Annotated in this window: 22 protein-coding genes; 7 read left to right on the top strand and 15 right to left on the bottom strand. The window is 63.4% G+C overall.

Annotated elements, in window-relative coordinates; translation table 11 throughout:
• The first annotated feature begins 113 nt into the window (after positions 1-113).
• The gene (locus tag BTO02_RS30890; RefSeq protein WP_075160797.1) at positions 114-1,109 is read left to right on the top strand and encodes a bifunctional helix-turn-helix transcriptional regulator/GNAT family N-acetyltransferase; all 996 of its coding nucleotides are present in this window, start codon (positions 114-116) and stop codon (positions 1,107-1,109) included.
• A 96-nt stretch (positions 1,110-1,205) separates the two neighbouring features.
• Here BTO02_RS30890 and BTO02_RS30885 read toward each other — a convergent pair whose 3' ends face one another.
• The 6 genes from BTO02_RS30885 to BTO02_RS30860 all read right to left on the bottom strand — a co-directional run bounded on the left by BTO02_RS30885 (position 1,206) and on the right by BTO02_RS30860 (position 7,309).
• A complete protein-coding gene (locus BTO02_RS30885) occupies positions 1,206-1,538 on the bottom strand; it encodes an L-rhamnose mutarotase (RefSeq protein WP_075160796.1) in 333 nt (110 codons plus the stop codon).
• 90 nt (positions 1,539-1,628) lie between these two features.
• A complete protein-coding gene (locus BTO02_RS30880) occupies positions 1,629-2,750 on the bottom strand; it encodes a mandelate racemase/muconate lactonizing enzyme family protein (protein WP_075160795.1) in 1,122 nt (373 codons plus the stop codon).
• A 76-nt stretch (positions 2,751-2,826) separates the two neighbouring features.
• Complete coding sequence (locus BTO02_RS30875) at positions 2,827-3,657, bottom strand: carbohydrate ABC transporter permease (protein WP_083615555.1); 831 nt, start codon at positions 3,655-3,657, stop codon at positions 2,827-2,829.
• A 74-nt stretch (positions 3,658-3,731) separates the two neighbouring features.
• Positions 3,732-4,604, bottom strand: a complete 873-nt coding sequence (locus tag BTO02_RS30870) for a carbohydrate ABC transporter permease (protein WP_075161555.1) — start codon at positions 4,602-4,604, stop codon at positions 3,732-3,734.
• A 167-nt stretch (positions 4,605-4,771) separates the two neighbouring features.
• The gene (locus tag BTO02_RS30865) at positions 4,772-6,088 is read right to left on the bottom strand and encodes an ABC transporter substrate-binding protein (RefSeq protein ID WP_232243594.1); all 1,317 of its coding nucleotides are present in this window, start codon (positions 6,086-6,088) and stop codon (positions 4,772-4,774) included.
• 141 nt (positions 6,089-6,229) lie between these two features.
• Complete coding sequence (locus tag BTO02_RS30860) at positions 6,230-7,309, bottom strand: ABC transporter ATP-binding protein (RefSeq protein ID WP_075160792.1); 1,080 nt, start codon at positions 7,307-7,309, stop codon at positions 6,230-6,232.
• Between the two features lie 163 nt (positions 7,310-7,472).
• Here BTO02_RS30860 and BTO02_RS30855 point away from each other — a divergent pair, with 163 nt between their 5' ends.
• The 5 genes from BTO02_RS30855 (at position 7,473) to BTO02_RS30835 (ending at position 15,377) form a co-directional block, all read left to right on the top strand.
• Complete coding sequence (locus tag BTO02_RS30855; protein ID WP_075160791.1) at positions 7,473-8,267, top strand: IclR family transcriptional regulator; 795 nt, start codon at positions 7,473-7,475, stop codon at positions 8,265-8,267.
• 182 nt (positions 8,268-8,449) lie between these two features.
• The gene (locus tag BTO02_RS35570; RefSeq protein ID WP_075160790.1) at positions 8,450-8,980 is read left to right on the top strand and encodes a c-type cytochrome; all 531 of its coding nucleotides are present in this window, start codon (positions 8,450-8,452) and stop codon (positions 8,978-8,980) included.
• A gap of 267 nt (positions 8,981-9,247) precedes the next feature.
• Positions 9,248-12,457 carry an efflux RND transporter permease subunit gene (locus BTO02_RS30845; protein ID WP_075160789.1) on the top strand — a complete coding sequence of 1,070 codons (3,210 nt, stop codon included), beginning with the start codon at positions 9,248-9,250 and terminating at the stop codon, positions 12,455-12,457.
• Positions 12,458-12,606: 149 nt separating this feature from the next.
• Entirely contained in the window at positions 12,607-13,797 is a 1,191-nt protein-coding gene (locus BTO02_RS30840) for an efflux RND transporter periplasmic adaptor subunit (RefSeq protein WP_075161554.1), read from the top strand.
• A gap of 32 nt (positions 13,798-13,829) precedes the next feature.
• Complete coding sequence (locus BTO02_RS30835) at positions 13,830-15,377, top strand: efflux transporter outer membrane subunit (protein WP_232243691.1); 1,548 nt, start codon at positions 13,830-13,832, stop codon at positions 15,375-15,377.
• Here BTO02_RS30835 and BTO02_RS30830 read toward each other — a convergent pair.
• The 4 genes from BTO02_RS30830 to BTO02_RS35560 all read right to left on the bottom strand — a co-directional run bounded on the left by BTO02_RS30830 (position 15,346) and on the right by BTO02_RS35560 (position 18,437).
• Positions 15,346-16,824: a heavy metal sensor histidine kinase gene (locus tag BTO02_RS30830; protein WP_075160788.1), complete on the bottom strand. Its 1,479-nt coding sequence runs from the start codon at positions 16,822-16,824 to the stop codon at positions 15,346-15,348. The two genes, BTO02_RS30835 and BTO02_RS30830, sit on opposite strands and share 32 nt — an antisense overlap.
• The gene (locus tag BTO02_RS30825) at positions 16,824-17,501 is read right to left on the bottom strand and encodes a heavy metal response regulator transcription factor (RefSeq protein WP_075160787.1); all 678 of its coding nucleotides are present in this window, start codon (positions 17,499-17,501) and stop codon (positions 16,824-16,826) included. Before BTO02_RS30825 ends, BTO02_RS30830 begins: the two co-directional genes overlap by 1 nt.
• Before the next feature lie 91 nt (positions 17,502-17,592).
• Positions 17,593-17,847, bottom strand: a complete 255-nt coding sequence (locus BTO02_RS35565; protein ID WP_332262270.1) for a CGNR zinc finger domain-containing protein — start codon at positions 17,845-17,847, stop codon at positions 17,593-17,595.
• Positions 17,848-18,029: 182 nt separating this feature from the next.
• The gene (locus BTO02_RS35560; RefSeq protein ID WP_332262269.1) at positions 18,030-18,437 is read right to left on the bottom strand and encodes an ABATE domain-containing protein; all 408 of its coding nucleotides are present in this window, start codon (positions 18,435-18,437) and stop codon (positions 18,030-18,032) included.
• A gap of 182 nt (positions 18,438-18,619) precedes the next feature.
• Between BTO02_RS35560 and BTO02_RS30815 the strand changes: the two genes are divergently transcribed.
• Positions 18,620-19,315: an alpha/beta fold hydrolase gene (locus BTO02_RS30815; RefSeq protein WP_075160786.1), complete on the top strand. Its 696-nt coding sequence runs from the start codon at positions 18,620-18,622 to the stop codon at positions 19,313-19,315.
• Positions 19,316-19,366: 51 nt separating this feature from the next.
• On the opposite strand, the gene tssE is transcribed toward BTO02_RS30815, so the two are convergent.
• The 5 genes from tssE to BTO02_RS30790 form a co-directional block, all read right to left on the bottom strand.
• Positions 19,367-19,777, bottom strand: coding sequence for a type VI secretion system baseplate subunit TssE (tssE, locus tag BTO02_RS30810; RefSeq protein ID WP_075160785.1), 411 nt, complete (start codon positions 19,775-19,777; stop codon positions 19,367-19,369).
• 34 nt (positions 19,778-19,811) lie between these two features.
• The gene (gene tssH / locus BTO02_RS30805) at positions 19,812-22,706 is read right to left on the bottom strand and encodes a type VI secretion system ATPase TssH (protein ID WP_083615465.1); all 2,895 of its coding nucleotides are present in this window, start codon (positions 22,704-22,706) and stop codon (positions 19,812-19,814) included.
• 245 nt (positions 22,707-22,951) lie between these two features.
• A complete protein-coding gene (locus BTO02_RS30800) occupies positions 22,952-23,437 on the bottom strand; it encodes an Hcp family type VI secretion system effector (RefSeq protein WP_075160784.1) in 486 nt (161 codons plus the stop codon).
• Positions 23,403-25,652: an OmpA family protein gene (locus BTO02_RS34005; protein ID WP_232243593.1), complete on the bottom strand. Its 2,250-nt coding sequence runs from the start codon at positions 25,650-25,652 to the stop codon at positions 23,403-23,405. Before BTO02_RS34005 ends, BTO02_RS30800 begins: the two co-directional genes overlap by 35 nt.
• A gap of 62 nt (positions 25,653-25,714) precedes the next feature.
• Positions 25,715-26,386, bottom strand: coding sequence for a DotU family type IV/VI secretion system protein (locus BTO02_RS30790; protein ID WP_075160783.1), 672 nt, complete (start codon positions 26,384-26,386; stop codon positions 25,715-25,717).
• Positions 26,387-26,460 lie beyond the last annotated feature (74 nt).

Genomic DNA, 26,460 nt, shown 5'->3' with positions numbered 1-26,460 from the left:
TAAAAAGTCTCCTGAAAAAACCGCTTGAACAAGTTGCGATCCGCAATTATATTGGTTGCACATCGCAACCAAAAAGAAGCGGCTGGATCTCAGCAATAAACAGGAGACTCACGATGGATTACGTCGCACAACACGAAAAACCGCGCGACCGCACGATCCTCGAACTGCGCGAATTCTCGCGCAAACTCGTGCGCGAACTCGGCTTCATGCGCTCGACGCTCGCCAACAGCGAGCTCGCGCCGTCCGCCTGCCACGCGATTCTCGAGATCGGCGGCGCGCCGGGCATGCCGGCGCGCGACCTCGCGAATCTGCTGCGGCTCGACAAATCGAATACGAGCCGGCAACTGGCGAAGCTCGAGGAAGCGGGCCTTGTCTACCGCGAGGCCTCGAGCGACGACGCGCGTTCGTCGCTGCTTTATCTGACCGAAGCCGGGCAAAAACTGCGCAGAAAGATCGACCGCTTCGCGACCGACCAGGTGTCGAACGCATTGCGCAAGCTGGTGCCGGAGGACCAGCAGGCGCTCGTGCGATCGCTCGCGCTCTATGCGGACGCGCTCGCGCTCGATAACGACGCGGGCAACACGGCGCGCAGCGCGCCGGTACTCGTGCCGACCGGGCAGATCGAGGCGGGCTACCGGCCCGGCTGCATCGGCGACATAGCAGCCCTGCATGGGCGTTACTACGCGCGCGAGTCGGGCTTCGGCGCGTTTTTCGAGCGGCGCGTCGCATCGGAACTGGCCGACTTCGCCTACCGGTTGCCCGCAAGCGGCAAGGAGCTGTGGTGCTACGTGGAAGATGGCCGCACGCTCGCGTCGATCGCGATCGACGGCGACGAGGCGACCGGCAAAGCGCACCTGCGCTGGTTTATCGTCGACGATGCAGTGCGCGGCACCGGCGTTGGGCGCCGTCTGCTCGCGAAGGCGCTCAATTACGTCGATGCGCGCTTCGACGAGACGTTTCTATGGACATTCAAAGGGCTCGACGCCGCGCGCCATCTATACGAATCTGAAGGCTTCGTGCTCACGCATGAAGCCGAAGGCATGCATTGGGGACAGCCGGTGGTCGAGCAGCGTTTCAACCGGCCGTCGCGCGGCGAGCCGCGCGGCTAGGCGCCCCATCTCTGGCGATGGTCGGGCGCGGCGCGAACCGGCGCACGGCGTTGCGCCGTCCGGCCCGTGCCGGCCCATGCCGGCCCGCGCTGACGATCAGGCGTCGAGATCGAACACCTGCTCCATCATCGACCACTGTTCGTGATCTTTCGCGCTCGCAAGCCGTGTCTGGCAAGGCGCGGTGAGTTCCCACCAGCGCTGCGTTTCAGGGTCCGCCGCGATCGCCGCCATGTCGGCATTGAAATCGTCGCCGTGATATTCCCAATATCCAACCAGCAGATTCTCCGGCTCGCGTAAAAAGATCGAGTAATTGCGGATATTCGATTGCCGGATCCGCGCGAGAACGGCAGGCCATACCGCCGCGTGCAGCGCCTTGTATTCGGCGATTTTCTCCGGCGCGATGCCGATCAGCATGGCCATCTTGCGCATCCAAAGCTCCGTTGCATGAGTTCGAGGAGCGCCTATCGTACCCGGACTGCCGCGCGAGTACCGCCGAGGCGTGCAATCGCGACGAACGCCTTACGCCAGCGCGTCGGCTGCATTCACTGCGTGTTCCACATGTTGCGCGGCGCGAATCGCATCCCAGTCCCAATCGATGCCGATGCCGGGCTCGTTCGGCGCGTACGCGTAGCCTTCGTCGATGCGTACGCGCGAATGCGTGAGCGAATCGAGCTGCGGAATGTACTCGACCCACGTCGCGTTCGGCACCGCCGCGCACAGGCTGACATGCAGTTCCATCAGGAAATGCGGACAGATATCGAGGTTCAGTGCTTCGGCCACATGCGCGACTTTCAGCCACGGCGTAATGCCGCCGATGCGCGCAACGTCCGCCTGTACGATCGAACACGCATCGGCTTTCATATATTCGCCGAACTGGCCCGGGTGATACAGCGATTCGCCGATCGCGACGGGCACCGACGTGGCCAGGTTGAGCCGCCGATGCGCATCGATGCTTTCCGCCGGCAACGGTTCTTCGAGCCATGCGAGACGAAACGGCTCGAACGCATGCGCGCGGCGTATTGCTTCGGAAAGCGTAAAGCCCTGATTCGCGTCGACCATCAGTTCGAAATCGTCGCCGACTGCGTCGCGCACGGCTTCGAGGCGCCGCACGTCTTCCGATACGTGCGGCCGGCCAACCTTGAGCTTTGCGCCGCGAAAGCCGTCGGCCTGCGCCTGCAGGGTCTGGTCGATCAGTTCGCGCCCGGACAGATGCAGCCAGCCGCCTTCAGTCGAATAGGTGCGCGTTGCCGGCTTCGCGCCGCCCGCCGCGACCCACAACGGCACGCCGGCCACGCGCGTATTGCGGTCCCATAGCGCGGTGTCGATGGCGGCGAGCGCGAGGCTCGTGATCGCGCCGACTGCGGTCGCGTGCGTATGAAACAGCAGGTCGCGCCAGATCGCTTCGAAAGTGGCCGGGTCGCGGCCGATCAGTTGCGGCGCGAGATGGTCGCGCAATAGCGCGACGACCGACGAGCCGCCGGTTCCGATCGTATAGGTGTAGCCCGTGCCGCAGCTGCCGTCGTCGCACCGCACGGTGACGAGCACGGTCTCCTGCACGACGAAAGCCTGGATCGCATCGGTCCGTTTGACCTTCGGCTGCAGGTTGACCTGCCGGATCTGAACTGCGTCGATTCTTGTCATGTCGGGGTTCTCCTGCAGGGTTCGCCAGGTCGAGAGGCGTGCGGCGCGTCCGCGGTCGAGTCGTCTTCACGCGCATTTATCCTTTCACGCCGCCAAGCGTAAGCCCCGCGATCAGATGCTTCTGCACGATGAATGTCAGCACGATCGCGGGCACGATAATCACGACCGCCATCGCGCACATGCCGGCCCAATCGACCGAAAACTGCGCGGTGTAATCCATCAGACCGACCGGCAGCGTCTTCGTGTCGGGACTGCGGCAAAGCTGCGTGGCGAGCGCGAATTCGTTCCAGCTCGTGAGGAACGCGAAGATGCCGGCCGATGCAATGCCCGAGCGGGCAAGCGGCAATTCGACCCGCCAGAATGCCTGCCAGCGCGTGCAGCCGTCGATCAGCGCCGCTTGCGACAGTTCGATCGGCACTTCGCGGAAAAAGCCGTCGATCAGCCATACGGTGAACGGCACGTTCATCGCGAGATAGACGACGATCACGCCGATGCGCGTATCGAGCAGTCCCGTCCACGCCCACAGCATGAAAATCGGCAACGACAAGGCAATGCCGGGAATCGCGCGCGTGAGCATCAGCAGCACGAACAGCACGTTCTTGCGGCGGAAGTCGAAGCGCGCAAACCCATAGCCGCCGAGCACGCCGACCGCAAGTGCGGCAACGGTGCTCACGCTCGAAATGATCAGCGAGTTGATGAAGTACTGCGCGATCGGCAGCGACGCCATCTTCCCGAAGCCGAACATCGCGCGGAAATTGTCGAGCGTGTAGCTGCTGGCGGCGAACGGCGACTGGTTCGACAGAATCGCGACGTTCGAGCGAAACGCGTTCAGTACGACCCACATGCCCGGCAGGCAGATCGCGGCCATCACGACAAACACGCCGAACCACAATGCGCAACGCGACAGAAGAGGGCGCCATGCGATGCCGCGATCGGCATCGTACGAATCCCGAACAGGAGCGGAAGCATTCGTCGTCATGGTCACGCGGGTCCCATATGCCGGCGCGCGGCATTCAGTTTGCGGAAGAAATACAGCGTGAACAGGATCGACACGAGCACCGAGATATACGCAATCGCATTCGCGTAGCCCATGTGCGAATCGTCGTACGCGATGCGCCCGACCATCGTCCACAGCAATTCGGTGCGCCCGCCGGGGCCGCCGTTCGTCATGATGCGCACGATGTCGTAGGCGCGGCCCACGTCGAGCGAGCGGATCGTCATCGCGATGTAGATAAACGGCATCAGGTACGGCAGCGTGACATAGCGGAACGTCTGCCACGGCGTGCATCCGTCGACCTTCGACGCTTCGATCGGATCCTTTGGCAAGGCCATCAGTCCGGCCAGCAGAATGACGGCGAACACCGGCGTCGAATTCCACACCTCGGCCGCAATCAGCGATGCCAGCGCCGATTTCTCGTCGACGAGAAACGGAATCGTGCCGTGCATGCCGAATAGCGTTTGCAGCAGATGATTGATCACGCCGGTGCTGTCATTGAGCATGAATTTGAACTGAAAGCCGACGAGCACTGGCGAAAACATCATCGGGAACATCATCACGGTGCGCAGCACACGCTGGCCGGCCGTCACGCGGTTCAGCAGCAAGGCGATGCCGAGACCGAGCACCATCTCGAGGTTCAACGCGACTGTGAGGAACAGCACGGTGCGGCCGAATGCGGCCCAGAAGTCGGCATTGCCGAGCACACGCATGTAGTTGCGCCAGCCGATCCAGTGCGTGAGCGTGCCGGGATCGGTCAGCCGGTATGCGGTGAAGCTCGTGTAGAGCGAAAACAGCAGCGGCAGCACGACGACGATGGCGACGGCAACGAATGCGGGTAGCAACAGCTTGACCGGCATGGCAATGCGTTCACGCACGACGGACGGCACGCGCGGCACAATCGGCGCCTTGCGCGCGGCGCGAACCGCATGCGAGGCGTCGGCCCCGTCAGGTTCGAGCCGCTCGCCCGCGCCGCGGCGGCCGCCATTGCGCAGATCGTCGTTCACGGTACGGTCGGCATTCGTCATCAATCGGCCGCATCCTGCATGATGTCGGAGACCTTCTTCGCTGCGTCGTCGAGCGCCTGCTTCGAACTCTTGTCGCCGATGATCGCTTTCTGCAACTCGGGCCACAGTGCATTCGAAATCTCGTTCCATTGCGCAATCCGCGGCGGCGTGAACGAATCGTCCTGTGCGGCCTTGCTGAACACCGCAATCGCATTGGCCATGAATTCGTCGTGCTTCGCCTGGAATTCCTTGACCGCATCGCGCTGCGCGTCGATGCGCGACGGAATCGTGCCGAGGCGGGCTTCGACCATCTGCGAATCATGGCTCGTCAGAAATTCGATAAAGCTCGCGGCGATTTCCGGTCGGTCGCACGTTTTAGTGATCGAGAAGCTGTGCGAGCCCGACCAGCCCGGCCGCTTGCCGCCGGCACCAAGCGGCGCGCGTACGACGCCGACCTTGCCCGCGAGCTTCGAGGTTTTCGGGTCGTTATAGAACGACGCGAAACCGGGCCAGTCCATATCGAGCGCGATCTTGCCCGCGGCGAAATTGTTGCCGAGGTCGTCCCAGACATAATTCGGCGCGCCTTTCGGCACGGTGCCGGTCTTGTACAGATCGACGAACCAGTCGAGTGTCTTCACGCCGGCCGGCGAGTTGAAGGTCGGGCGCAGCTTCGCATCGAGCAGTTGTCCGCCATTCGCGACGAGCAGCGAATAGAAGGTGCCGGTCAGCGCTTCATCCTTGCCCGGGAATTGCGTGCCGTAGAAATTCGGCGACTTCGTGAAGAACTTCGCCTGTTGCGCGAACTCGACGAAGTCTTTCGGCGGTTCGAGCGGCTTGTTGAACTGTTTTCGATACGCCGCCTGATTGGCAGGATCGTTAAAGGCGGTCTTGTCGTAGTACAGCGCCTCGATATCGGTCGAGCGCGGGATCTGCACGAGATGGCCGTTCACTTCGGACTGTTTGAGCAGGTTCGGCGCGAATTGAGCGAGATAGTCGGCTGGGAACAGCCCCTTCAGATCGCGGAAGATCGAATACTGTGCGGCGAAGTTCGTGTGATTCGACGAGACGCAGTAATCGATATGATTCGAGGCGATGTCCTGTTTCAGCTCGCGATCGAGTTCGAAATGGCTTTTGCGCGACACGATTTCCACCTTCGCGCCGGTCTGTTTTTCCCACAACGGAATGCGCGTGTACAGCGCTTCATACTGCACGCCGCCGATCAGCTTCACGCGCAGCGTATAGCCCTTGTATTCGCCGTCGGCGTGCGCGGTACCCGATGCGATTGCGCCGGCAAGCGCGAGCGCCGACACGAACGCGCGGACGATCGCCCCCTTCATGCTTGTTCGTTGCCTGATCCGGTTGCAGCCCGACATGGTGCGTCTCCTTGGATTGAGCGGCGTGCATCGAAGGCAGCGCCGTTGTTGTTGTGGCTTATCGTCGCGAGCAATACGGGTGAGCAATGAGCATCGGGCCGCTGGTCAGCGCAGCCTCCGTCCCGTTTCGTCGTCGAACAGATAGACGTGCCCGGGCGCTGCATGCAGCGTCGCCATGGTGCCGGGCTTCAGCGCCGAGCGGCCGTTGCGCATCACGCAGCAGCGCTCGCCCGCGACGGTGCCGAACAGTTCGGTAGCGGCTCCGGTCGGTTCGACGACATCGATCGCGAACGGCAGGCCAGCCACGGCGGTGTCTTGCGCAACGACGGGTTCCAGATGTTCGGGACGCACACCGACGGTCACACGCTGACCCGATGTCGCCTTCACGTCGGGCGCCGCGAGTGCGTGGTCGCCGATTCGCACGCGTGCGCCTTGCGCCGTGCGTTCGTAGATACCGCTGAAGCGGTTCATGGCCGGAGAGCCGATAAAGCCCGCGACGAACAGATTGTCGGGATCGTCGTATAGATCGAGCGGTGCGCCGATCTGTTCGATCACGCCGCCGTTGAGCACGACGATGCGATCGGCCATGGTCATCGCCTCAATCTGATCGTGCGTCACATAGACCGTGGTCGCTCTGAGCCGCTGATGCAGTGCGCGAATCTCGGCACGCATCTGCACGCGCAGCTTCGCATCGAGATTCGACAAGGGTTCGTCGAACAGAAATACCTTCGGGTCGCGCACGATCGCGCGGCCCATCGCGACGCGCTGCCGCTGCCCGCCCGACAGATGCCGCGGATAACGGTCGAGCAAGCCTTCGAGGCCGAGGATCGCCGCAGCCTCGCGCGCGCGCTCGTCGATCTCGGCCGGCGTGAGTTCGCGCAGCTTCAGCGCAAACGTCAGGTTTTCGAGCACGCTCATATGCGGATAGAGCGCGTAGTTCTGGAACACCATCGCGATGTCGCGATCTTTCGGCGGCAAGCTGTTCACGACGCGGCCGTCGATCAGAATCCGGCCGCGCGTCACGTTCTCGAGTCCGGCCAGCGCGCGCAGCAAGGTCGACTTGCCGCAACCGCTCGGGCCCACGAGCACGAGAAACTCGCCGTCATGCACGGTCAGATCGATGTGTTTCAACACCTGCACGGCGCCGAACGATTTCCGCACCTGCTCGAATGTGACTTCCGCCATGCGCAGCTCCCCTCCGAACGTCTTGATGAAGTTTATTTTATTTATAAAACGTGTTTTCATACATGAAATGTTGATCGGTGTTTTCCCCACCTTGCCGCACTACAATCGACACCAACGACATTTCCCGACACATTGCTCATCGCGCCTTCGCGAAGGAACCGGCTTGGACACCACGCGCTATTCCGCCCCTGCACTCGAAAAGGGCCTCGACATCATCGAACTGCTGGCCGACCACCCGGAGGGCCTGTCGCTGGTTGAACTCGGGCGCGCGCTCGGACGCACGACGAACGAAATTTTCCGGATGGTCGTCACGTTGCAGACGCGCGGCTATCTGATTGCGGCCGGCGAGCGCTATCAGCTGTCGCTGCTGCTGTTCCAGCTTGCGCACCGGCATCAACCGGTGCGCTCGCTCGTGTCGACGGCGCTGCCGCTGCTGACGCAGCTCGCGCACGAGGTGCGCCAGTCGTTTCATATGTGCGTGTACCAGGCGGGACGCGTGCTGATCGTCGCGGGCGTCGAAAGCCCGGAACGCTGGGGCTTTGCGCTGAAGGTCGGCACGCTGATCGGCATGACCGACACCGCGTCGGGGCAGGTGCTGATGGCGTTTCAGGATGAAGCGGAACGGCAGCGCATGCTCGATCTGCACGTTCCCGTCGACGGCGAGCTCGAAGTCGATCCGCCGGCACTCGCACGCGAGCTCGAGCAGATCCGGCAGCGCGGCTTCGCGCGGATGCCGAGCCGCCAGGTGAAGGGCGTGCGCAATCTCGCGTATCCGGTGTTCGGTCGCGACGGGCATGCCATCGCAACCTTGACGACGCCGTATATCGAGCGTATCGACAATGCGCCGGTGCCGTCGATGGCCGAAGTCGGCGCAAAGATGAAAGACGCGGCGTACACGCTGACTTCGCTGATGGGTTTCAACCTCTATTGGGAAGCCACGCCGGGCGAATCGGCCTAGCCACGCCGCATCTGCGCAGGGTGCGTGCGCATTGAAAAACACGGATCGCGCGCCGCAAACGCGCTCGCCGTGTGCGGGCAAAGATAACGGAACGGTAATCTGCGCGACCGCGAACAGCAAAGCAGCGCGTCTTACGATCGTGCGTCGCTCGCTCGAAACCTTCACGCACAAAGGCCCCGCGCATGTCTACTGGTTCCCGACTCGCCACCGTCGTCGCGACGGCGGTTGCATTGCTCGTGCTGTCCGCCGTCGCGGCCATCGCGTTCGTCTATTCCGGCATCTACGACGTATCGGCCAGTTCGAAGGACAATCCGGCCGTCGCGTGGCTGCTGCATCGAACTTATGAAGCATCGCTGCACCGGCACGGCGGCAAGGATCTGCCGCCGGGCGATCTGATGTCGCTCGAAAACATCCGCGCCGGCGCACGCATGTACGACTCGACCTGCGCGCTGTGCCACGGTGCGCCCGACCGCCCGCTGAGCGCGGTCGGGCAGGGCATCGAGCCGTCCGCGCCGCGACTGCTCGCGGCCAGCCGCCGCAACAAGCCGCCACTGATGTTCTGGGTGATCAAGCATGGCGTCGACATGACCGCGATGCCTTCGTTCGGCAAAACCCAAACGGACGCGACGATCTGGCAACTGGCGGCATTCCTCTACGACGCTCGCGGCATCACGAAAGACCGCTACGACGCGCTCAAGGCGGGCGCGAACTGAACGGCGCTCGACGTCGATTGGGATCGCAACGCGCAGCAGCCTTGCTCCAGCCCGCTTTATTCGGCTTTAGTCCGCTTCAGCCCACGACCAGGCATATCGGCGCGTAGATAACAGACTCGTAATCAACGCGTCGGAAACGGGTAATGGCCGGCCGCGCACACTGTTTCCATCCCGAGACACTTCGCGGCCGCATGAAGCGCCAGGCTTGAGCTGACGCGCTAACGCGAAGGAGGCTCGCACGTCGTTCACCTTCGAGGAAGTCTGGTCATGTGGATCGTCAAGCTCGCGCTCAAGCGCCCGTACACGTTCATCGTGCTGGCCATCCTGCTGTTCATCATCGGGCCGCTCGCGATCGTTCGTACGCCGACCGATATCTTCCCGAATATCAATGTGCCGGTGGTCAGCATCGTCTGGTCGTTCAATGGCCTGTCGGCGCAGGACATGGCGCAGCGGATCACCTCGATCTACGAACGTGCGCTGACGACCGACGTCGACGACATCGAGCACATCGAATCGCAGTCGCTGAACGGCGTCGCGGTGGTCAAGGTGTTCTTCCACCCGGGCGCCGACATCAACCGCGCGGTGGCCCAGGCGTCGTCGAACTCCGAATCGCTGTTGCGGCTGCTGCCGCCCGGCACCCTGCCGCCGAACATCATCACCTACAACGCGTCGACCGTACCGGTGCTCGAACTCGGGCTGTCGAGCGACACGCTGCCCGAGCAATCGTTGTACGACCTCGGCAACAGCTTTATCCGCACGCAGCTTGCAACCGTGCAGGGCGCTGCCGTGCCGTTGCCGTTCGGCGGCAAAGTGCGCCAGGTGATCGTCGAACTCGACCCGGCCGCACTGCAGGCCAAAGGCCTCGCGCCGCTCGACGTGGTCAACGCGGTGAACGCGCAGAATCTGATTCTGCCCGGCGGCACCGCGAAGATCGGCACGCGCGAGTACAACGTCGAGATGAACGGCAGCACCGATTCGATCGCCGCGCTGAACAACCTGCCGATCAAGACCGTGAACGGCGGCGTAGTCTATGTACGCGACGTCGCGCATGTGATCGACGGCTACGAGCCGCAGACGAATATCGTGCGCAGCGACGGCAAGCGCGCGGCGCTGCTCGAAATCGAAAAGACCGGCAGCGCATCGACGCTCACGATCATCCAGCAAGTGAAGTCGATGCTGCCGAAGATCGAGGCAGGCCTGCCGAGCGCGCTGAAGGTCACGCCGTTGTCGGATCAGTCGGTGTTCGTGAAGTCGGCCATCAACGGCGTCGTGCGCGAAGCAGCGATCGCCGCCTGCCTGACCGCCGCGATGATATTGCTGTTTCTCGGCAGCTGGCGCGCGACGCTGATCATCGCGGTGTCGATTCCGCTCGCGGTGCTGACCTCGCTCGTCGCACTGTCGGCGCTCGGCGAGACGATCAACATCATGACGCTCGGCGGACTCGCGCTCGCCGTCGGGATACTGGTTGACGACGCAACCGTCGCGATCGAGAACATCACCCATCATCTCGAGAACGGCGAAGCGCTGCACGATGCGATTCTGAACGGCTCGGGCGAGATCGCAGTGCCGACTTTCGTTTCGACGTTGTCGATCTGCATCGTATTCGTGCCGATGTTCCTGTTGTCGGGCGTGGCACGCTATCTGTTCGTGCCGCTGGCGGAGGCGGTGGTATTCGCGATGTGCGCGTCGTATTTCTTCTCGCGCACGTTGATTCCGACGCTCGCCATGTATCTGATGCGGGCGAAGAAGAAGGTGCAGGGCGCGCCTGACGCCGCATCGCAGCCGGGCCGCTTTGCTGTATTCGCGCGTTTTCAGGCCGCATTCGAGCGGCGTTTCGAGGCGCTGCGCCTCGTGTATCGCGGCGCGCTCGAACGCGCGCTTGCCCGGCGCCGCCGCTTTATTCCGCTGTTTCTGCTGCTGTGCCTCGGTTCGCTCGTGCTCGTACCGTTTATCGGCCGCGACTTTTTTCCGGCCGTCGACACCGGCGAAATCCGTCTGCACCTGCGCGCCCCGACCGGCACGCGCATCGAAGAAACCGCGCGCATCACCGACGAGGTCGAAGCCAGAATCCGCACGGTGATTCCGGCCTCGGAGCAGGGATCGATGCTCGACAACATCGGCGTGCCCGTCAGCGGCATCAATCTGACGTATGACTCGTCGGACCCGATCGGCTCCGCGGACGCAGACATCCTGATCACGTTGAAGCCCGATCACAAGCCGACTGCCCAATATGTCGCGAAGCTGCGCAATGTGCTCAACGCATCGTTTCCCGGCGTGACGTTTGCGTTTCTGCCGGCCGACATCGTGAGCCAGATCCTGAATTTCGGCTTGCCTGCGCCGATCGACGTGCAGATCGTCGGCAACAAGCTCGCCGCGAACCGCGTGGTCGCCAACGAACTGCTGACGAAACTGCGCGGCGTGCGCGGCCTCGTCGACGCCCGCATCCAGCAGCCCGGCGACGAGCCGGCCATCAATGTCGACGTCGATCGAACCAAGGCGATCCAGGCGGGCCTCACGCAGCGCGACGTCGCGCAAAACCTGCTGATCGCGCTGTCCGGCAGCTCGCAGACGTCGCCGAATTTCTGGCTCGACCCGAAGAACGGCGTCAGCTATCCGCTGATGGCCGAAGTGCCGCAATACGACATTCACTCGCTGCAGACGCTTGCGAATATCCCGATCACCACGGTTTCGCCGAACGTCAATCCGCAGAACCTGCTCGGCACGCTCGGCACGATGTCGCGCGGCACGCAGCAGGCAGTGGTCTCGCACTACAACGTGCAGCCGGTGCTCGATATCTTCGCATCCGCGCAAGGGCGCGACCTCGGCGGCGTCGCATCCGACGTATCGAAGCTCGTCGAAGAAGCGCGCGCGCAATTGCCGCCCGGTTCGTCGATCGTCATGCGCGGCCAGGTGCAGTCGATGAACGAATCGTTCAGCGGACTCGGCTTCGGCCTCGTGTTCGCGATCGTGCTCGTCTATTTGCTGATGGTCGTGAATTTTCAGTCGTGGCTCGATCCGCTGATCATCGTGAGCGGCTTGCCCGCGTCGCTCGCGGGCATTTCATGGATGCTGTTCGCGACGCACACCACATTGAGCGTGCCCGCGCTGACCGGCACGATTCTGTGTATCGGCATCGCGACGGCGAACAGCATTCTCGTGATCAACACCGCGCGCGAAAAACTCGCGGCCGGCATCGAGCCGCTTGCCGCCGCGCTCGACGCCGGCTTCAGCCGCTTCCGTCCGGTGCTGATGACAGCGCTCGCCATGCTGATCGGCATGCTGCCGATGGCGCTTGGCCTCGGCGACGGCGGCGAGCAGAACGCGCCGCTTGGCCGCGCCGTGATCGGCGGCCTCGCGGCGGGCACGATGTCGACGCTGATCTTCGTGCCGGTGGTGTTCGGCATGGTCCATAGCTGGCTCGCAAAGCGCGGAAAGTCGGGGCGCGCGATCGATTCCGCGACGTCCGTGCATGCATAAACCATGACAGCGCCTTCTTTCGAGATCCGATGCGACCTGTTCGCGATGCCTTCTTCAGATAGAGACCCGCGATGAATACTCCCCAAACCGAGGAAACCACGCAAACCGGGCCGGCCCAGCCGGGCGACAGCAACGTGTCCGACGGCGGCATGGACGCGTCTGCGCGTGCGCGTCGACGGCGCTATGGCGCGCTGCCGCTCGTGATCGGCGGACTGGCCGCCGTATTGCTTGCGATCGGCCTCGTGCCGCGGCTCGAGGCGAAGCGGGCGTTGACGGAGCAGGTCGCTGCGCAACGCGCGCTGCCGGTGTCGATCGTGACGCCGAAGCCCGCGCCCGCGTCGAGCGAACTGCTGTTGCCAGGCTCGGTGATGCCGTATGCGGATGCGTCGATCTATGCGCGCACGAGCGGCTACGTGCTGCACTGGTACACCGATATCGGCGCAAAAGTGAAAGCCGGCGATACGCTCGCCGTGATCGAAACGCCGGAACTCGATGCGCAATTACGCCAGGCGCGGGCCGACGAAGCGACCGCGCAGGCGAACTACGACTACGCGAACACCACCGCAAAACGCTGGCAGCAGTTGTTGCAGACGCAATCGGTGGCGCAGCAGGACGCCGACGCGAAAACGAGCGATATGGAAGCGAAGCGCGCCATTCTCGCGTCGGCGCAGGCGAACGTCGCGCGGCTGGCGGAACTCGTGTCGTACGAAAAGGTGACGGCGCCGTTCAACGGGGTAATCACCGCGCGCAATGTCGATGTCGGCGCGCTCGTGACCGCCGGCGGCACGCCGGGGCTCGCGGCAATGCCGGGCGAACTGTTTCATGTCGAAGAGACCAATACGCTGCGCGTTTTTATCGACGTGCCGCAGAACGATGCGAGCGAAGTCGGCACGGGCACGCCTGTCTATCTGACGACGCAGCAATATCCGGGGCGGCGTTTCGATGCGAAGGTCGCGCGCAGTGCCGATGCGATCGACCCGGTGAGCCGCACGCTGCGCGTCGAAGTCGACGTCGACAACAAGGACGGCGCGCTGCTGCCCGGCGCGTACGCCCAGGTGCACGTGCAGCTCGATTCCGCGCATCCGGCGCTCGAGTTACCCGTCAGCGCGCTGCTGTTCCGGCCGGACGGCGTGACGGTTGCGGTGGCCGGCCCCGGCGACAAGGTGCAATTGAAGACCGTGACGATCGGCCGCGACTTTGGCACCTATGTCGAAGTTGCGACGGGACTGGCGAAGTCCGACCGCGTGATCAATAACCCGGGCGATGCGATCGTGACCGGGGAAAGCGTCGCGATCGAACCGTCGGCGCCGGCGCGCACGGTTGCGGCAGCGAACAAATGATACGCGCCGATGCGCACAATCAGGAGTCGATGATGACAACGCCGCCCGTGTTCCTGAAGCGTGACCGCGCTCGCGTGATGCTCGCCGCCATACTCGCGAGCTCGCTTGCGGCCTGCTCGACACTGCCCGCTTACACGAAACCCGACGTCGACGTGCCGGCTCGCTATGCGGGCACGCAAGCAGGCATCGCCAGCGCGCCCACCTCGCCGCCGTCTTCGCCGACACAATCGACGAATGGCTGGTCGCTCGCCGCGCCCGCCGATGCGACGCCGCGCGGCCCGTGGTGGACCGTCTTCGACGACGATGAACTGAATCGCCTCGAAGCCCGCGTCGACATCTCGAACCAGACCGTCAGGAAAGCGGTCGCGCAGTTGCAGGCGGCGCGCGCCATGGTCGCGTATCAGCGTTCGGGCTTCTTTCCGACAGTCAGCGCAGGCGCTTCGACGTTGCGCTATCGCACGTCGCAGAACATCGAGCACCGCTCGCTTGCGGGCGTGACGGAACCCGACTATTCCGCGGGTCTGAACGCGAGCTGGGAGCCCGACCTGTTCGGACGCGTGCGCGACGCGACGGTCGGTGCACGCGACGAGGCGCAGGCGTCGCAAGCGGATCTCGATGCGGTGCGTCTGTCTGTCAGCGCGGACCTCGCCGCCGACTACTTCGATCTGCGTGCACTCGATATCCAGAAGAAGCTCCTCGACGATACGGTGACCGCTTATGCAGCCGCGCTCAAGATCAATCAACAGCAGTTCCAGAAGGGCGTCGTCGATGCATCGGCGGTTGCGCAGGCACAGACGCAACTCGAAAGCACGCGCACACAGGACACCGATATCGACTTGCAGCGCGCGCAGTTGCAGCACGCGATCGCGACGCTGATCGGCGAGCCGGCCTCGACGTTCACGATTGCGCCGATCACAGCCGCGGTGCCGGTGCCCGATATCCCGCCAGGTGTGCCGTCCGAACTGCTCGAACGCCGGCCCGACATCGCGGCGGCCGAACGGCGCGTCGCCGAGGCGAACGCGCAGATCGGCGAAGCGCGTGCGGCGTATTATCCGAACCTCACGTTGTCGGCGAGCGCGGGCCTCGAGAGCACGTTCTTCGCACCGTGGCTGACGGCGCCGAGCCTCTTCTGGTCGCTCGGCGCGCAAATTGCCGGCACGCTTTTCGATGGCGGCCGCCGCGACGCGGCGCTGCAAGGCGCGCATGCACAGTACGACGGCGTGGTCGCCGATTATCGGCAGACGGTACTGGTCGCGTTCCAGCAGGTCGAAGATCAGCTCAGCGCGCTCACGACGCTCGCGAGCGAAGCGCAGACGCAGCAGCTCGCGGCCGCCGCCGCGGCACGCTCGCTGCAACTGACGACGAACCGCTTCAATGCGGGCGCGGTCAGCTATCTCGACGTCGTGACCGCGCAGACGATCGCGTTGACGAACGAGCGCACCGTCGACCAGATCGACGCGCGCCGTATCGACGCAAGCGTGCAGTTGATGCGCGCGCTGGGCGGGGGATGGGATCGGGCGGTGCTCGCATCCGCCACTTCAACCTCGACTACTTCCGCTTCAATGGGAAAAGCAGAATGAAACGCGTGCCCGTTTTGTCGCTTTCGGCGAAGGCACTGCCGCCGTGCAGTTCCATGATCGTGCGCACGATGGCGAGGCCGAGGCCCGTCGACGCGGGTCCGGCGGGCGCGGTGCGCCGCGCGGGGTCGGCGCGGTAGAAGCGGTCGAAGACGCGCTCGAGCGCGGACGGATCGATATGCGAGCCCTCGTTCGCGACGCTCACGCGTAGCCTCTGCGCGGCGCGCTCCGGTTGCGCGCTCAGGGTGATTTCGCCGCCGCGCGGCGTATGGCGAATCGCATTCGCGAGCAGATTCGACACCGCGCGCCGGAACAGTTCCGCATCGGCCCGGAACGCGCTGCCGCTGGTTTCGCTTTCATTTTTTCTATCGGTTTTGTCATCGATTCGCCGGGCGTCGAGCACGCGTACCTTGACGCCCGCATCGTCGGCGATGCCCTCGAAGTAATCGGCGACGCGCGCGAGTTCCGCGTGCGCATCGAGCGTTTTCATATGGGTGACGAACTGTGGATGCTCGGCACGGGCAAGAAACAGCACGCTCTCGATCATCCGCGACAAGCGTTCGCATTCCTCGAGGTTCGATTCGAGCAAGGCCTGATATTCGTCGGCACCGCGCGGCCGCGCTAACGCGACCTCGGTCGAGCCGCGCAGATTCGCGAGCGGCGTGCGCATATCGTGCGCGAGATCGGCCGTGTATTGCGACATCCGTTGAAAGCCGCCGGCAAGCCGGTCGAGCATTGCATTGAGCGATGCGATGACGGCGGCGAGCTCGCGCGGCGCATCGTCGATTTTCATACGTGCGTGCAGCCGGTCTACCGTGATGGCCGCAGCATGTGCCGCGAGCTCGCGGAGCGGGCGCAGCGACTCGTGCACGAGCATCCAGCTCATCAGAAACGCGAGCAGCATGCCGCCGAAACCCGCGCCGTACAGCCGGTCGCGATAGTGGTCGAGCAGCAGCCAGCGGTCGGTCATGTCGCGCGCGATGACAATCGTGACCGCGCTGCCGTCGGCCAGTAGCGCATCCGTGGCGAGGCCCCGCACGGGCATGCGCGAGCCTTGTTGCGTTTCGACGATGGCGGTGTCGGTAATGCGTTCGGCTTGCGCGACGCGCTGCGTCGCGACGAGCGGCTCGACCATCGACGTCGCGCCGCCCGCGGTGTTATGGCTCGACAGCACGTTGCCGTTCGAGTCGCGCACGTCCATCGACAGCGCCGTGTTGCCGAGCACCTGGCTCGTGAGCCGGTCCGCATGCGCGCGCACGTCGTCGAACGACCGTAGCTCGTTGGCAAGGCGTCGCGTGTGACGCGCGGCGAGCACGATTTCGTCGTCGTCCTGGTGCGTGACCTGCCGTTCGAGCGCGAAATAGAGCACGCTGCCGACCAGCGCGAACACCGCGATCGTCGTGCCCGCGAACGCGAGCGCGAGCGTCGTGGTCAGCGACCGGCCGGCCATCAGTCGGGCGTTTTGCATTCGATCACGTAGCCGACGCCGCGCACGGTCTGGATCAGTCTGGCGTCGTAGCCATCGTCGATTTTGGCGCGCAGCCTGCGAATCGCGACTTCGACGACGTTCGTGTCGCTGTCGAAGTTCATATCCCACACATACGACGCGATCTGCGTGCGGCTCAACACTTCGCCCTGGCGGCGCGCGAGCAGTTGCAGCAGCGAGAATTCGCGCGGCGTGAGGTCGATGCGATTCGTGCCGCGTTTGACGCGCCGCCGGTTCACGTCGATTTCGAGGTCGCCCACTTTCAGTAGTTCGCTTTCGCGCGGCGGCCCGCGGCGTGCGAGCGTGCGCACGCGCGCGAGCAGCTCGACGAAGGCGAACGGTTTGACGAGGTAATCGTCGCCGCCGAGTTCGAGGCCGCGCACGCGGTCGTCGATGTCGTCGCGCGCGGTCAGAAACAGCACCGGTGTGGAGCGCGTGGCGCGCAGGGTTTTCAGCACGGCCCAGCCGTCCATTGTCGGCAGCATGACGTCGAGCACGATGACATCGTAGTCTTCTTCCTGCGCGAGGATCAGTCCATCGGCGCCGTCGGCGGCGACGTCGACGCTATAGCCCGATTCCTCGAGACCTTTCTTCAGATAGGCGCCCGTCTTGGGCTCGTCTTCGACGACCAGAATCCGCATGTGGGTACCTTGCAAAACGCTGAACGGCTTTCGGCGCCATTCTTTGCGCCGTTCTGTGCGCAGTGTTCGATCGGTTGCTCAATGGCGGGTTTTATTTTAACGGGGCTTCGTGCAATGCGTTTTCGTGCGTTGCGAGGCGCGCCGTGCGTTTTTGCAATCGCGTACGCGTTTGTCGTGGTCTAGTGACCGTATACGCTGCGCGACGGGCCTCGTAGCGTGTTTTGCAACAGGTCTTGCGGGATTTCTTTCTGACGTTTGCGATGCGCAGCGACTTTCGCGCGTTTCCGCAAAGGGCCATGCTGCACCATCTGCGGCTATGGCCGCGCGTATGGTCGGCGAACCGCATCGTGTACTGGATGCCCCTCGCAAGCTTTCACATGCAGAAAGTTCTCGTTGCAGATCAGTGTCGCGAGCGTCTGGGCGATCGGCAGCAGCAGCGATTCGGACGACCGCCAGCGGCGCTGCTGTTCAAGTGTCAATACCAGACTGTCGCCATGGTCGTGCGAGACGATTTCAGTGAAGGTCTCGTCACGTTCGAGTAACGGACTTAAACGGCCTTAGTCGGTCGATATCGATGCGATATCCGCGTACGGCAGCATCGCGTAAAGGCGCATTGGTCGTCAAAGGCTGCTCTATGTGCCGTGCGACTAACGCTCTGAACCATTCACGCAGGCTTCTCGCCTGCGCGGCGACGGCATCGAGTTCGCCGGGCAAGGCGCGCGGGCGAAACGCGTCGAGCACCGGCTCGGGCACGAGCGACGCCTGCCCGAGCCAGGCCAGCCAACCTTCGCCACGCTCGATCGAGTCGATCTCGACATCGACCTGCGTCGCGATCAAATTCAGAAAATCGAGGCCCCGCGCGTCGGCGATAAAAGCGGCGGTATAGAGAAACGGCTCCGCTGACAATCCGCCAACGGAATTGAGTGTGCCAGTCATAACCACATCAGTCTTTGTTCGCTAGTTACATGCTGGGTCGTAACCTCGGATATAAAATTATTCGGGTTACAAAATGACGGCACCGAGGGCGATATTGGAACGTAGGCTTTTTTGAGGTCGTGGCTTGGGTTTCCGCGGGGGTTTTCGTGATCAATAGCAGCGATTCCTGATGGAGCAGAAAAATGGCTTTGAACGATGTGACGGTCGTGCTCGTGCATGGCGCATGGGCCGATGGATCGAGTTGGAGCAAGGTGATCGCCCTGTTGCGTGGATGGGGCATGAAGGCCGTGGCGGCGCCGTTGCCGCTGACGACGTTTGCCGACGACACGGCGGCATTGAATCGCGTGCTCGATCGGATCGATGGGTCGGTTGTGCTGGCCGGACACGCCTATGGAGGCGCGGTAATCGGCTCGGCACACGACGAGAAGGTGAAGGCGCTCGTTTATATCGCGGCGCTGGCGCCGGATCACGGCGAGACGGTAGCCGACGTGTTCTATCGCGGCGCCGCGCATCCGCAGGCACCGCAACTGGCGCCGGACCGCGACGGATTGATCTGGCTGCCGGACGACGCCTTCGCAGCGGCATTCGCGCAGCAGGCGAGCGCGGATGAACTGGCGGTGCTCGCCGCCGTGCAGCGGCCGATTTCAGCGGCGTGCATTGGCGTGCCGATCGAGGGACCGCTCTGGCGAGAGCGGCCCAACTGGTATCTCGTGGCCGAACAGGACCGGATGATCAATCCCGAGACACAAGTGGCGCTCGCCACGCGCATGAATGCGCGGGTGCATTCGCATGCGGTCGACCATTCGCCGATGATTGCAACGCCGCAGGTCGTGACGCAGATGATTGTCGAAGCAGCGGATGTGGTGAGGAGCCGCTAGTTCCGACGGTTGCCGTTCGTGGTGTCCGATAAGGGGTGAATGCGGCTGCGCTCAACGCGGCTCGATACGCATCCGGCCGGGCGGCTCGAAGTGCGTGCCGAACCGCACGAGCCCGGCGTTGCGTAGATGGCACGCCATTTCGAAGCTGACGAGCACGCCGGGGTCATCGTTGTCGATAATCGTGACGTCGATCGAGCGGATACGCGGCTCGTACTTGAGCAGCGTGGCTTCCATCTGTTCCTTGAGCCGGTGTGCGGATGACGGCAAAGCCTTATAGATGCTGGTCAGGTCGGGCAGCCCGTAGTCCGGCAGATGTTTGAGCGCGCCGGCTCGTGTGTTCAGAATGCGGCGCACGTTTTGCTGCACGCTCAGACACTCGAGCGTGCGATCGCTGTGCGCGTCGAGCGGCTCGCCGTCGATATGCGCGAGCAGGACATCATGGAGGGATGGGCCGGCGGGCATGGTTTCGCGGGTAGGCTGGTTGAGGGGGCGTTTGTTATGCGGTCGCAGTGGCAGTGGCAGTGATTGGAGGCGTATGGCGGCCTTGCGCGATGTCGCGTTCGATAAAGTCGATTGTGAGCTGGCCCTCCGGTGAACCCGAAAGCCGCACTTCGGCGGGCACGGTGCCGGTTGCGATGCGCACGAGCAATTCACGCGCAACGGTGGGCAAAATGCGCTGATCGATGAATGCGTCGATGCTGCGCGCGCCCGAGTCGCGCGCGACGCAGTGTTGTGCCAGCGCGTCGACTAGCGCCTCGTCGCACGCGAACCGGACATCGTGCTGCCGGCGCAGGCGGTCGGCGACTTTCGCGAGCTTGAGCCGCAGGATCGATGCAAGCGCGGGCAGGTCGAGGGGCCGATAGACGAGCGTCTGGAAGCGCGCGAGCAGCGCTGGCTGAAAGTGCGCCGTGAGCGACGGGCGGATGGCTTCGAGCAGTTCCGCTTGCGAGATCGCCCGGTTATCGGCGCTCGCGTCGTCGATTTGCGTGCTGCCGAGGTTCGACGTCATCAAAATCACGCAATGGCGGAAGTCGATCTCGCGTCCTTCGCCGTCGCGCATCGTGCCGCGATCGAATACCTGATAGAAAAGGTCCAGCACGTCGCGGTGCGCTTTCTCGACTTCGTCGAGCAGGATGACGCTGAATGGACGTCGCCTGACTGCCTCGGTCAGAATGCCGCCGCGTCCATAACCGACGTAGCCGGGCGGCGCCCCCTTTAATTGCGAGACCGTATGCGCTTCCTGATACTCGGACATGTTGATCGTGGTCAACGCGGCCTCGCCGCCGAACAGCAGGTCGGCGATCGCCAGCACCGTTTCGGTCTTGCCGACGCCGGACGGGCCGGCGAGCAGAAACACGCCGAGCGGAGCCCGCTCGTTGCCGAGCCCCGCTTTGGCGGTGCGCAGGCTTTGTGCAAGCGCGGCAAGTGCATCGTCTTGCGCGACGACACGCTGCGCAAGCTGTGCTTCGAGTGTAAGCAGGCGCTGCAGCTCGTCGTCGACGAGATCGCCAACCGGGATGCCGGTCCAATCGGCGACCACACGTGCGACCGCTTGCGCATCGACTTCCGCGAACACGAGCGGCGAGCTGCGTTGGACGTCGGCGAGCGCCTCGCGTGCGGTGCTTAGCGCGAGCGGATCGCGCATCGGTGGTTCGGCGTCGCGGCGTGCGTGCAGCGCGGTGACGAGAGCGAGCTCCTGTTCGTATCGCGCCTGCAGTTTCTTTTGTTCTTCGGTAGTGGTTAAGAGCAGCGCGTCGAGGGTGGCACGGCGCGTTTGACCGATTTGATGGTCTTCGATGCCGGCCGCCGCGTCTGCATCGAGCGTTGCGCGTTCCAGTTCGAGCGCGGCGACCGCTGCGCGCACGCGTTGCAATTCCGCCGGCGGCGACTCGAGCGTCATGCGGACCCGGGCCGCCGCGGTATCGATGAGGTCGACGGCCTTGTCGGGTAACTGCCGCGCGGGAATATAGCGACGTGACAGCCTGACTGCCGCAACGAGTGCGTCATCGCGGATGTGTACGCGATGGTATTGCGCGTAGCGGTTGACGAGCCCGCGTAGCATCAGGCATGCGGCTTCGTCGTCGGGCTCGTCCACTTTGACGATCTGAAAGCGGCGTTCGAGTGCGGCGTCGCGCTCGAAAAGCTCCTTGAACTCCGACCATGTGGTCGCCGCGATGGTCCGCAGTTCGCCGCGCGCGAGCGCGGGTTTCAGCAGGTTGGCCGCATCGGCTGCGCCAGCGGCGTTGCCGGCGCCAATCAAGGTATGCGCTTCGTCGATAAAAATCAGGATCGGTACCGGTGACGCGCGCACCTCGTCGATGACGTTCTTGAGACGCTGTTCGAACTCGCCTTTGACGCCGGCGCCGGCCTGCAACAGTGCGAGGTCGAGCGTAAGAATACGCACGTCGCGGATCGGATTCGGCACGTTCCCTTCTGCGACGCGCAATGCAAGCCCCTCCACGAGCGCCGTTTTGCCGACACCGGGTTCGCCGACGAGAATCGGATTGTTCTTACGCCGGCGCACGAGGACATCGACCATCTGCTGGATTTCACGATCGCGTCCGAAGACCGGGTCGATTTCGCCGCGGCGTGCCTTATCGGTCAGGTCGAGCGCGAAGCGGGAGAGAGCTTCGCCGGCAGACTCGCCGGCAGACGGTGTTGCTTGATATGCGTTAGAGCGGCGTTGATGAGATGCCGGCGCGGACGATGACATGTCCTCCGCTTGTTTGCGTGTGGATGCGGGTTGAGGGCACCGATGGGTCGCACGGGCGGCGGTTTCGTCGGTGGCTTTTGTTGCGGCGATGGCTCCGATGGATTCGGTGGGTCCGATTGCTCCGGTTTGCCCGGGCGGAAGCGTATAGGTGGCCGATTGGGGAACAGGTGGCGGCGTCGGAATGTGTTCGACCGATCGGGAACCGAGCCGCGGTATCAGCCTGCTGATCTGTGCAGCGGACAGCGGTAGCAGAGAAAGCGCGCGGCGCGTATGCAACACGTGTGGCGCTTGCACGATAGCCTGGAGTAATTGGCTCGAGCGGATTGCGTCGCCCGTGGTGTCACTCAAGGCGTCCGGCGACGCGAGGCTCCACGCATCTTGCAATACGGTAGCAGCCTGCAACGACAGGGCTGGCTTGCCGCGCAAATTGCGTGGCGCACGGTCGATCGATTCGAGCAGCGCGTGCCACAGTGCATCGATATCGATGTCGCAATGCTCGAGCAGCGCCGGGACATCGCCGTCGCCGGCCTCAATCAGTTTCAATAGCCAGTGCTCGACGGAAATTTCGCCCGCAAGACGCGCCTGACAAAGGTTCGCGGCTGCTTCGAGTGCGCGCGCGCAGTGAGGGTTGAGCCTGCGCAGCAGCGCAGACGTATCTCGGGTATTCGTAACGGACATGCTTCGATCGTCTCGCGGGGATGAAATGACACGGCCAGAAAAGCGTGGCAGACGTGCGTTGCGTCTGGTGTGGCGTTTGGCTGCCGTTGATCGTCGGTTTGATGCGCCAGCCGCGCCGCGCAGCGAGCTGGCGAAACAAGTGCTTTCAGGACTGTCGTGTGGCGCCGGTACTACCTTAGGCGCCTGGGTGGCAAGTGCGTAGCAGATGCGTGGCAGAGTGCGCCGCACGACATCGGCTCAAACGATCAGGATCGCTCGTTCCATGTGTCCTTATGGATGATGTTGCCGTCTTTGTAAGACCATGTGATCGTCTCGTAACGCAGTTCCACGTCTTCCAGATGGTTGTGCTTCTCGAAGTCCGGGTTCTTGATATCGAGCATCTTCGGCTTGACGGCGACAATCTTCACGTTGTCGAGCTTCGTGTTGAAGTATTCCTTTTCCTTGCCCGCGTCGTCGATCCTGTACCACTTGATTTCAACGTTCTTGAGGGTTTGTCCGCTCGTCACCGCCTTATAGAGATACGGGGTGGACGAGTCCGTCTCTTTGGTGAGGGTAATCGGCTTGTGCACGCGGGTGCCTGTGAGCTTGCCGGTGTTGCCGTCGGTCGGAATGTGGACGCTGTGATCGAACGCGACAAGCTCGACACTACCTTCACGGCCTTGCACCGTCACCGAGCCTTTGATGTCCGCGCCGCCATCATCCTTGAGCCACATATATGCTGGAATCGCCATTTTCTCTCCCTTTTCCTGCTGTTTCGTACTGCAACGATATCCCGGAGCGATGGCTCCGGGGTTCCCATTCCCGAAGCGGAGCGCTTCGGGACTTAGACGGATTGGTGAATCGGTTGGATACAGATCCGTGACCAATGTGTAATCGATGCGCCGTCGACGCGCCATCAACGGGCTGTGGAGCCGTATCGGGTACGAGCGTGATTTCGACGCGCCGGTTCTTTGAGCGACCCTCGGATGCGTCGTTGCTTGCGATGGGCCGCGTATCGCCATACCCCTGGATGGCGAACTGCGTGGCCGGCATGCCCGACGCGTCGATCAGCCAGTCGCGTACGGCGGCTGCACGTGCAATCGACAGCCGCAAGTTGCGGTCCGGTGCGCCGGCTGCGTCGGTGTGCCCAGCAACGAGAATCCGCTTGCGAGGATTCGCCCTGATCATCTCGAGCGCACCAACCATCGCACGCGTCGAGCCTTGTTTTAGTTGCGCGCTGCCGCTGTCGAATAACGACATGCTGTCGAGCGTGACGACTGCCGGAGGCGCCTCAGGGGGCTGGTACGTCGCGATTGCGTCGTTCAGCGCCGGCATCAGTTGAGCGCCGCGGTACATGCCGAACGACAGCTGCAATGGAACACCGAGGCGCGCGTAATGCTCGAGCTGATCGCGATCTGCGACGAGCGCCTGTAGCGCGTCGCGTCTCGCGGTATCCCGTGCCGCGGGAATTTTCGCGTACCGTTGAAGGTCGGCGCCGATACGGTCGATCAAGGTCACGTTGTTCGACGCAGCGCCCCAGAAGGCGATTGCCGCCGCGCATGCGGTCAGCGCTAAAGCGTGCGCGAGCGCAGCGACCCGGGGCGGTACCCAGCGCTGCTGCGGCATCGCTTCAATGAGCGGCTGCGGCAGAGGCCAGGGCAACGGCGATGCCGGCATGGTTGCTGGTACGACGGCGGTTCGCGACTCGACGTCTCTTTCCCAAGGCTTGCCTCTGCCGGTTGCGGGACCGCAATCGACCCAGCCGACGCCATGCAGCGTGCACGGCGCCGAAGGCTGCCGATCGTCGGTTAATGCCTCGATCACGATCCTCCGGGTCCAGTCGATGAGCAATGGCAGGGCGGCGGCGCGGGTGACCGCCCGATGGATTGAACTGGCTCGTCGCACATCCGCGCTTAAGGCTTCGGCGTTTAATGCACTGGCATTTGACGCACTGATATTTGACGCACTGATATTTGACGCACTGATGCTTAACGCGGTGGCTTCGGCGGCCTTGGTGATGGATTCGAAGAGCCCGGCAGCGCTGTCCCCGGGTATTTTTTCCAGGCGGCCGGAAGCCACTCCCTGCGGACGAATGCGCGTGGTTGATGACGCGCCATACCACAGGGGGTCCGTGCGGCCCGCCATGAACCTCGACGACTGCGAGCCAGATTCGGCCGTGGTATTCGGCGTTGCTTTCGATAAGGTAGACGAGTTCGTGCCGCCTACGCCATCGATCATTGCGGCGGCTGTTCCATGTGGATCTCCATCTGCCGTTACGCGCTGATAGATGGCGAGGTAGCCAGGCAAACGCGCGCGAAGCATTCGTGACGCGTCGGCTATCGCCTGACGCATCACGCGAAGTCTTTGCGTCAACGTGTCGAGGTCCGAATGCAGAGCCGGCGCGACCGAAAGCACAAAGCCATCTGGCGCCCGGCCATTGCGCCACTGTCGGACCGCAACCGAAAGTTTCGGCAGATCCCGCGGCCGTTCCGCGCGTATCCAGATTGCACCATCGCCGATATGCGCGAAGCGCGCTTCGCCAGCGCGATCGAAGATCGCAGGCAAGCCGTCGCCGGTGACGACAACCAGAGGCATATTCGTCCGCAATCGAACTGGAATCTCAGACGCCGCAGTGCCAAGCGCTGCAAGTACACGCGTGTTTTGCGAGCGAGCGGAAATGAGTTGTCGGGTGCGCAGCCATATGAGCGCGAAGGCCAGCAGTCCGATGAACGCCGTTAGCAGCAAGACCGGGGTCTGGCCCAGTCGCGGAATAAACCACAGCACAGCGAGAGCGAGCACCGCGGCAAGCACGACCATTGTCCGAAACGGGTAGCCGAGGCCCTCGTTCCCGAGGACTGTCGCTGCGTTGGACGGAATCGCCGCCGAGCCATCCGGCTCGGTACCAGATTGAGCGTGCAATGTGCGCTCGAGCGGCGTTGACGCAAAGCGCGGTGGCACGGACGACATCGGTTCCAATCGCTGCAACCCGTCCCGCGCGGGTTCCAGCGAGGCGGACTTGATAGACCGAGTCACGGGCGCACCGCCTGCGATGCAAGATGTGCGACTTGTGCATCGAGCGTCGCGTTCCACGCGAGCCATACGGCAACCGCTACCGCGCCAGCGACGCTCGTCATTGCCCACGGCGACAGGCGATAGAGCGAGTCTGCAAAACGCCAGCCTGAACGTTCGACGACGAACGCCTGGTCTCGCGCAGGTCTTAGCGTTTGCAGTCGCGTGTTGAGCGCCTTGATGAGCGCCTCACGTTTTGCAGCGCCGTCGCCTTCGGGCGTGTTCCATGAAAGCGACGCATATCGGCCGACAAATCCCAACGCGAGGATCGATTCATAGTATTCAAGCAGGTCGACGTTGGGCGACGCCTCGATCATCCGTTGCTCGAGTCGTTCGAATACGCTTTCACCCGCATCGTGCCGACCGGTATGCACGATTTGCAGCGGATGTGCGTCCCACTGTGATAGGTCATCGCCGGAGAGATGGCGCAGTGCCGTCTCATCGAGCAGTCCGCATTGAGCGATGACCGCGTCCTCGCGCACATCACGCGGATAACCGTGACGCTCGAGCGCGGCAGCAAACTGCGTGACCAGTTCCCCAGCGCGATCGCGAAGCAACCTGTAGGTAGTCGGCGTCTGGTTCGCCGAGAGCTGGGTGACGGCCAGTGCGGTATCGCGCAGGAGACCACGCATGCATTGCGAGGATGCGCGACCCGCATCCGCCGAGTAGTCAACCAGTCTTGAAAAAGGGGAGACGCCGAAAAGAT

It is taken from the genome of Paraburkholderia sp. SOS3, assembly GCF_001922345.1.
Taxonomy (GTDB): Bacteria; Pseudomonadota; Gammaproteobacteria; order Burkholderiales; family Burkholderiaceae; genus Paraburkholderia.
The sequence above is the reverse complement of the archived record's forward strand: the minus strand, read 5'-3'. Positions and strand labels throughout refer to the sequence as shown.

Bases quoted from the DNA above. Each gene is read 5' to 3' on its own strand.
- tssE (WP_075160785.1), bottom strand. From the start codon at position 19,777: ATGCCCGCCGGCCCATCCCTCCATGATGTCCTGCTCGCGCATATCGAC.
- tssH (WP_083615465.1), bottom strand. From the start codon at position 22,706: ATGTCCGTTACGAATACCCGAGATACGTCTGCGCTGCTGCGCAGGCTC.
- BTO02_RS30800 (WP_075160784.1), bottom strand. From the start codon at position 23,437: ATGGCGATTCCAGCATATATGTGGCTCAAGGATGATGGCGGCGCGGAC.
- BTO02_RS30885 (WP_075160796.1), bottom strand. From the start codon at position 1,538: ATGCGCAAGATGGCCATGCTGATCGGCATCGCGCCGGAGAAAATCGCC.
- BTO02_RS30865 (WP_232243594.1), bottom strand. From the start codon at position 6,088: ATGAAGGGGGCGATCGTCCGCGCGTTCGTGTCGGCGCTCGCGCTTGCC.
- BTO02_RS30790 (WP_075160783.1), bottom strand. From the start codon at position 26,386: ATGCGTGGTCTCCTGCGCGATACCGCACTGGCCGTCACCCAGCTCTCG.
- BTO02_RS30890 (WP_075160797.1), top strand. From the start codon at position 114: ATGGATTACGTCGCACAACACGAAAAACCGCGCGACCGCACGATCCTC.
- BTO02_RS30840 (WP_075161554.1), top strand. From the start codon at position 12,607: ATGGACGCGTCTGCGCGTGCGCGTCGACGGCGCTATGGCGCGCTGCCG.
- BTO02_RS30830 (WP_075160788.1), bottom strand. From the start codon at position 16,824: ATGGCCGGCCGGTCGCTGACCACGACGCTCGCGCTCGCGTTCGCGGGC.
- BTO02_RS35565 (WP_332262270.1), bottom strand. From the start codon at position 17,847: ATGCGGTTCGCCGACCATACGCGCGGCCATAGCCGCAGATGGTGCAGC.
- BTO02_RS30845 (WP_075160789.1), top strand. From the start codon at position 9,248: ATGTGGATCGTCAAGCTCGCGCTCAAGCGCCCGTACACGTTCATCGTG.
- BTO02_RS35560 (WP_332262269.1), bottom strand. From the start codon at position 18,437: ATGACTGGCACACTCAATTCCGTTGGCGGATTGTCAGCGGAGCCGTTT.
- BTO02_RS30815 (WP_075160786.1), top strand. From the start codon at position 18,620: ATGGCTTTGAACGATGTGACGGTCGTGCTCGTGCATGGCGCATGGGCC.
- BTO02_RS30870 (WP_075161555.1), bottom strand. From the start codon at position 4,604: ATGCCGGTCAAGCTGTTGCTACCCGCATTCGTTGCCGTCGCCATCGTC.
- BTO02_RS30860 (WP_075160792.1), bottom strand. From the start codon at position 7,309: ATGGCGGAAGTCACATTCGAGCAGGTGCGGAAATCGTTCGGCGCCGTG.
- BTO02_RS30835 (WP_232243691.1), top strand. From the start codon at position 13,830: ATGACAACGCCGCCCGTGTTCCTGAAGCGTGACCGCGCTCGCGTGATG.
- BTO02_RS34005 (WP_232243593.1), bottom strand. From the start codon at position 25,652: ATGTCGTCCGTGCCACCGCGCTTTGCGTCAACGCCGCTCGAGCGCACA.
- BTO02_RS35570 (WP_075160790.1), top strand. From the start codon at position 8,450: ATGTCTACTGGTTCCCGACTCGCCACCGTCGTCGCGACGGCGGTTGCA.
- BTO02_RS30880 (WP_075160795.1), bottom strand. From the start codon at position 2,750: ATGACAAGAATCGACGCAGTTCAGATCCGGCAGGTCAACCTGCAGCCG.
- BTO02_RS30825 (WP_075160787.1), bottom strand. From the start codon at position 17,501: ATGCGGATTCTGGTCGTCGAAGACGAGCCCAAGACGGGCGCCTATCTG.